At 34.8% G+C, this 6,454-nt stretch carries 9 protein-coding genes; 3 read left to right on the top strand and 6 right to left on the bottom strand.

Features of this window, described 5'->3' with window-relative positions; genetic code table 11:
* Nucleotides 1-53 precede the first annotated feature (53 nt).
* The 4 genes from porA to ACJML3_RS02580 form a co-directional block, all read right to left on the bottom strand.
* On the bottom strand, nt 54-1,211 hold the full coding sequence (gene porA / locus ACJML3_RS02595; protein WP_406020344.1) for a pyruvate ferredoxin oxidoreductase: 1,158 nt from the start codon (nt 1,209-1,211) through the stop codon (nt 54-56).
* Complete coding sequence (locus ACJML3_RS02590; RefSeq protein ID WP_406020342.1) at nt 1,211-1,498, bottom strand: 4Fe-4S binding protein; 288 nt, start codon at nt 1,496-1,498, stop codon at nt 1,211-1,213. Before ACJML3_RS02590 ends, porA begins: the two co-directional genes overlap by 1 nt.
* Nucleotides 1,495-2,025 carry a 2-oxoacid:acceptor oxidoreductase family protein gene (locus ACJML3_RS02585; protein ID WP_219935762.1) on the bottom strand — a complete coding sequence of 177 codons (531 nt, stop codon included), beginning with the start codon at nt 2,023-2,025 and terminating at the stop codon, nt 1,495-1,497. The genes ACJML3_RS02590 and ACJML3_RS02585 overlap by 4 nt, the downstream gene beginning before the upstream one ends.
* A 92-nt stretch (nt 2,026-2,117) precedes the next feature.
* Nucleotides 2,118-3,062 (bottom strand): LysR family transcriptional regulator, encoded by a 945-nt coding sequence (locus ACJML3_RS02580; RefSeq protein ID WP_406020339.1) that lies wholly within the window; start codon nt 3,060-3,062, stop codon nt 2,118-2,120.
* A 98-nt stretch (nt 3,063-3,160) separates the two neighbouring features.
* On the opposite strand from ACJML3_RS02580, the gene ACJML3_RS02575 reads away from it, so the two are divergent.
* Nucleotides 3,161-3,598 (top strand): RrF2 family transcriptional regulator, encoded by a 438-nt coding sequence (locus ACJML3_RS02575; protein WP_406020337.1) that lies wholly within the window; start codon nt 3,161-3,163, stop codon nt 3,596-3,598.
* 23 nt (nt 3,599-3,621) lie between these two features.
* On the opposite strand, the gene ACJML3_RS02570 is transcribed toward ACJML3_RS02575, so the two are convergent.
* Nucleotides 3,622-4,113, bottom strand: coding sequence for a PTS glucose transporter subunit IIA (locus tag ACJML3_RS02570; protein WP_406020335.1), 492 nt, complete (start codon nt 4,111-4,113; stop codon nt 3,622-3,624).
* 182 nt (nt 4,114-4,295) lie between these two features.
* On the opposite strand from ACJML3_RS02570, the gene ACJML3_RS02565 reads away from it, so the two are divergent.
* Nucleotides 4,296-5,138 (top strand): 23S rRNA (adenine(2030)-N(6))-methyltransferase RlmJ, encoded by an 843-nt coding sequence (locus tag ACJML3_RS02565; protein ID WP_406020333.1) that lies wholly within the window; start codon nt 4,296-4,298, stop codon nt 5,136-5,138.
* 97 nt (nt 5,139-5,235) lie between these two features.
* On the top strand, nt 5,236-5,508 hold the full coding sequence (locus ACJML3_RS02560; protein WP_406020331.1) for a hypothetical protein: 273 nt from the start codon (nt 5,236-5,238) through the stop codon (nt 5,506-5,508).
* Nucleotides 5,509-5,511: 3 nt separating this feature from the next.
* Here the strand turns inward: ACJML3_RS02560 and ACJML3_RS02555 are convergent.
* Nucleotides 5,512-6,454 (bottom strand): hypothetical protein (locus tag ACJML3_RS02555; RefSeq protein WP_406020329.1); only part of this gene is annotated, 943 nt, incomplete at its 5' end.

Raw genomic sequence — 6,454 nt, 5'->3', positions numbered from 1 at the left:
ATGGCCGTAAAATAACTCATCATCGCTAATTGTTTTTACATTTACTGCCATGGTTATTCTCCAAGTCCCACGAACTTAACAACACTTTGTTCGTTCTTTAAATCTTCAAAAATTTCATCAATCTGTTTTGGCTCTATGTTTCTTCCGCCAAGTCCTGCAATATAGTTTGATGAAGCAATATTCAATCTAGCTTTTTGTAATGCTGAGTTTACATTTGTATAAACAGTTCCCTCATTACCAAAAGAGATATCCTTTTCAAGAACGCCAATAGCCTTTACTGACTTTAAGATCTGAACAATCTGTTCATTTGGGAATGGTCTTACATATCTGATACGTAAAAGACCAACTTTCTGACCTTTTTCTCTTAGAGCATCTACTCTATCTTTTACAAGACCGGCAATAGTGCCTAAGGTTACAATTACGTAGTCAGCATCGTCACATAAATATGACTCAACAAGACCTGAATAACGGCGATTGAAGAGCTTTGCAAATTTATCTTCACACTCGTCAATTACTCTTTTTGCATTGAGCATTCCGATATGCTCTTTGAACTTGAATTCAGTATTGGTATCAGGACCTGCTGAAAATCCCATATTTACAGGATTATCAAGATCCATCTTGTTTTCTGTCTGATAAGCTGGAAGGAAGCTGTCAACTGTTGACTGCTCTGGAATATCAACTACCTCATATGTATGAGTAAGTGTAAAACCATCTAGGTTTGCCATAAATGGGGTTGATACATCCTTGTGCTCAGCTATATAAAAACTCATTAGTGCAAGATCTAAAGCTTCCTGAGCGCTTGTTGCATATGCCTGAATCCAGCCTGTATCAAGTAAAGATAAAGAATCTCTCTGATCACCGTAGATATTCCAAGGCAGCGCGGTTGAACGGTTTGCGTTCATCATAACGATTGGGAATCTTCCGCCTGCAGCATATGTTAAGCACTCGGCCATATATAAAAGGCCCTGTGATGATGTTGCAGTAAAGGTTCTTGCACCAACAGATGAAGCTCCCATTGCAGCAGAAAGAGCTGAATGTTCAGATTCAACATGAATGAATTCAGAATTTAATTTACCTGATGCCACAAACTCAGATAACTTTTCTACAACAGTAGTCTGAGGAGTAATAGGATAAGCTGAAATCACATGAGGTCTTGCAAGAGCAACACCACGAGCGAAAGCATCGTTACCTGATAAGAACTCTCTTGTCATTATTTTTCGCTCTCCATTGTTATTGCACCTTGTTTACATATCTTTTTACAGATTCCGCATCCTTTGCAAAAATCATAGTCAATTCCAACTGACTTACCCTTCTTGAAAATTGTTCCGTCAGGACAGTACAGATAACATAAATTGCAGCCGTTGCACTTTGCCTCATCAACAACAGGCTTTTCATTTCTCCATCCTGAATTAACTGCTACAAGACCTGGTTTATAGCAAGGAGCAAAAGGAATTTCATCAAGAGTGAATGTTTTTTTATCTCTCAACAAAACTTTCATACACGCTCCTTAATTGTGTCATAAGCCTTCTGTATTACCTTGCAGTTAACTTCACGAAGTTTTGCACTCATACTCTGATTTACAGCATTGAATAAGTCTTCAAGTTCTACGCTGTCGCAAACTGCTGCAATTGCACCCAGGATAACTGTATTTGTAATTGGAAGTTTTAGTATTTCAAGGGCGATTGAAACACCATCAATACAGATAACTCTTTCATCTTCGATTTTGTTTTTGGTGCATACAATAATCTTTCCACCTTCTTTTAATTCATTGAAGGCTGACTGTGAAAATAAGGTATCATCAAGAAAAACAACATAATCAGCTTTACTGATTTCAGAACGATCACCAATAAATCTATCTGACAGTTTTGTAAAAGAGCGTATTGGTGCGCCTCTTCTCTCTGGACCAAATGATGGAAATGCCAGAGCATAGCTGTTGCTGTTCTTTAGTGAATAGGCAGCACCTAAAAGTCTTGCTGCTGTAAAGGCACCCTGTCCACCTCTACCGTGCCATAAAAATTCAAGCATTTTGATACCCTAAAAAAAAATCTAGGCATAGTATGCCTAAATTTTGTATATAACACTAATACTTAATTTTGATAATGAAATATAGTTATTTGTTATAACTTAAGCTGATCTTCAAGACCAAGTTCCTTAAAATAGTTTCTAATTTGTTCAATGTACATCTTAGCCATTGAGCTTAATACCTGGTTCTTTTTGCATATATAGCAAATCTCCATGTTGTCGTCCTCATCATCGTCACCTGGCTTAAATGGCACAGCAACTGAATCTGAGCCGTTTAACTCATCACAGATGATTCCTGAGCACAAAGTAAATCCGTTAAGACCTTTCATAAGATTTAACATGGTAGCTCTGTCATTAACCTTTACAGCTCTTGTATATTCCTTGGTTGAATAGATTTCTTCTGCAAAGTAGAAAGATGAATTATCACCCTGCTCAAATGACAGTGATGGATAGTTCTCAAGATCGGAAAATGTAATAAGTTCTTTGTTTGCTAAAGGATGATCCTTGTAAAGATATACATATACCTGGCAGTTGATGATAGGATGGAACTCAAGATCAGATGCATTAAGAAGCTTCATGATCATGTTTCTATTGAAATTAGACAGATACAGAATACCGATTTCACTCTTTAGAGTGCTAACATCGGTAATTACCTCTCTTGTTTTAGTCTCTCTTATGGCAAAGTCGTACTCAGATGTATCAAACTTCTTGACCATTTCTACAAAAGACTTAATTGCAAAGGAATAATGCTGTGTAGAAACACCGAATTTTTTCTTTAAAGAGCTGTTTTTACCGAATTTATCAAGTAATGATTCATACTGGTGATAAACCTGTCTTGCATAGGTAATAAAATCAACACCTTCATTTGTCAGGGAAACACCTCTACCCGATCTGTAAAAGATCTTTATTGAAAATTCATCTTCAAGATCATGAATTGCGTTTGAAAGACTTGGTTGAGATACATATAGGATCTGAGCAGCCTTATTAAATGAGCCTGTTTCTGATATTGCTATTGCATAGCGCAATTGAGTTAAAGTCATAAGCTATCCTGACAATTATTTGTATATTCTATTGAAATTATACACTAATCCTATTAAAATAGTAAGTATTAAAATAGTTAAATATTAAAGGCGTGTCAATGAAAATTTCAACTAAAGGGCGTTACGCTTTAAGACTGATGCTTGATCTTGCCGAGCATCAAAACGGTTCGTACATAACTTTAAAGGATATTGCTGCAAGACAGGATATTTCTAAAAAATACCTAGAACAAATTATTCCTGTATTAAACAAATCAGGCTTTTTAAAAACATCAAGAGGCTTTCAGGGCGGTTATCAGCTAAACAAAGAGCCAAAAGAATACACTATTGGTGATATTTTAAGAGTTACAGAGGGAAATTTAGCTCCTGTATCATGTCTTGAGTGTTCACCTAACACTTGTCCAAGAGCTGCATCATGTATCACTCTTCCTGTATGGGAAGGTTTACACAAGGTTGTAAATGAGTATCTTGATTCTGTAACACTTGCAGATCTTCTTGAAAGAAAACAGTCTTTCTATGCAAATGATTATGTGATCTGATTCAAGCCAGCTTTGCTGGCTTATTAGATATTAATCAGAACTGAATTGAAATCAACAGATTTGAATGAACCAAATCCATAGCCAATAACACTTTTTTTCTGCTTTAAAGTAAGTGTGCAGATAAAGTTTCTGTCAATTCTAAAGAGATCTTCTCTGTCAAAGGTTAACAAAAGATCACCTACCTTAACGTTATCGCCTTCTTTAACTTTAAGATTGAATGCTGATAATGGGTACTTATCTCTTAAAAGACCAAAGTTTAAAATCAGTGAAAAGGTTTCATTAGAAATTGTAAGACCATTGTGATAACGTGAAATCTTTTTGATCTGTCCGTTTATAGGAGCTCGAACCTCATTTGAACTTGGAATAACACCTATAGAAATTCCTATTACATTATGAGCTATATTCACATTATTTATCAGTTTTGATGGAATGAGAGTTCCTGCAAAAGGAGATAGAACTCTGCTTTGCTCATTGAATGTCAGATAATCAATAAATGCTATGAGTTTTTTGAACATACAAACCTTTATTTATACTTTTTTATGGATAATAAAGTATTCTGTAAATTTTGCATTAACTTTTGACTAGTATTATGCTCTATTTCACATACATACTTATTTACAGACGATGCTTTTGTTGAACATTAGTATATCTATCTTTATAATTATGCCGTTGTTCATTCCTTTTTTTGGAGTTTCTCATGTTAAGTTATAAGCATGGATTTCATAGCGGAAATCACGCTGACATTATCAAACATATAACCTTATGTCTTTTACTAAGATCTCTTAATAAAAAGGATAAACCATATACTCTTATTGATACACACTCAGGCTCTGGTATATACAGTCTTGATGGTTTTATGGCATCAAAGAATCAGGAATTTAAAACTGGTATAAGTAAGATTGAAAACAATAAGATTTTAAAAAATCTTGTTCCTGAGTTTTATGAAGTTTTAGATAAGTGCCGTGAAGGTCTTTCAAATTCATATCCAGGATCTCCATTTTTTGAACAGCATCTTACAAGACAGGATGACAGACTTGTATTTATCGATCTGCATCCTAATGAATTTGAAAATTTAAAAAACAATTTTAGAAAAGATAAAAGGATCACTATTCAGAACACTGACGGTCTTAAGGCAACAAATGCACTTTTACCACCTAATCCAAGAAGAGGTCTTGTTCTAATCGATCCTGCCTATGAAGAAAAGAATGAATACATTGAGCTTGTAAAGACCATTAAGAATGCACTTCATAAATGGCCTCAGGGTATTTTTGCCATCTGGTATCCTGTGCTTGGAAAAATGCGTGACCATTCTAAGAATCTAACTAATGATTTAAGACGCCTTAATGCTCCGCTCATGCAGGTTGAACTGTGTATTGAAGAGCAAGAAGAGGTATTTGGAATGTGTGGCTCTGGAATGCTTATTCTAAATTATCCTTATATGCTTGATACTGAACTTGAACCTGTTTTAGATGAGCTTTATAAGGCTTTAGGCAAAAAAGGTGCAAGTGCAAGACTTAAAGTTATAAATCCACAGCCTTAATCAGAAAATCAGGAGCTTGTGCTCCTGTTTTTCTTTTTGCAAATTGCAATTTGCATTATATTTTCTATCATTAGAAAAAAAGAACAAAGGATTTATTATGAAATATCTAATGATGCTTGTATTAGCTGTCTGTGTTCAGGCTCAAAGCTTTGAGCTTGATGAGTGTGCTGTAAATGATGATGGAAAGTCACTGTCTACTCAAAAGGATATATCTTCCATTTCCTTATCAAATGAAAAAGGATCTGTAGTTATTGAGCATGACAGAAAAAAAGGCAAAATCGAAAATGAAAGTGATGGATTGAAGCTTGAAGGTGTAAGTAGAAAAGATATCGAAACTATTGAACAGGCAACAAATATCCTAAAACCTTAAAAATTACTTTAGCATCAGCTGATATTTCTTCTGATTGAAGAAACTTTCAAGAGATGCAAGCCACATAAGTGCATTCTCATATGCAAACAAGATTTCATGGCGTGTTAAAAATTCTGATGCCATAATGCCATCAACATATTCAAGATCTAAACATTCCATGGATGCTGCAACATTCATGATCATTGAAAAATCAGGCTGTTCTGCATATATTGCACCAAGTCTTGCATCCATATTTTCAATATATGAATTGATGTTATTTGTTGTATATGAATATAAAAGCTCAATATTTGAACAAAGACCGATAGTAAAGGCATATGTCACATCTAAAGTCTGTAGCTTTGATGTTACAAGTTCATCTACAAATTTTGCTCTAAGAAGAACCTGACGGATTGGCTCGAATTTAATGTACTTATCCTTGTCAAAAGGCTTTTTAAAGAAGAATTCAAATTTTACCATCAGAATGATACAGATAAGTCTGTGCAGGATCTCAGGATCAAGATCATACAAAGATGTTTCCATATCAATAAAATAGCTGTCGTCCTCATTACCAACGTGCAGAAAATCAAGAAGCATTAATGCTAAGGCATTGTACTCCTTGTTTCTTTTTAGGAAATCTAAAAACAGCTGGTAGTTTGGTCTTGGCTGTAAAAGCTCTGAGAGTATTGCACTAATCTGTTCGTAATCTTTTCTGTTATTCTTAAAATAAAGAGAATTGAAATTCTGTTTTAAAACATCTTTTGGGAATGTTGGACAGCAGACATAGTCAGCACCAGCCTCAAATGCAATCTGAGCTTTATTAACGTTGTCACAGCGATCACAGATTATTTTGATATTTGGATATTTCTTAACAATATTCTTTGCAAGGAAGAACTGCTCTTCAATATCCTTTGACATATCAATAACAGCGTAGGAGATGCTATAAAGCTCCTTATACCAGTTTGTATAG

It is taken from the genome of Succinivibrio sp. (genome assembly GCF_045124615.1).
Taxonomy (GTDB): domain Bacteria; phylum Pseudomonadota; class Gammaproteobacteria; order Enterobacterales; family Succinivibrionaceae; genus Succinivibrio; species Succinivibrio faecicola.
Note: the sequence above shows the minus strand (reverse complement) of the source record. Positions and strands in the feature narration are given on the sequence as shown.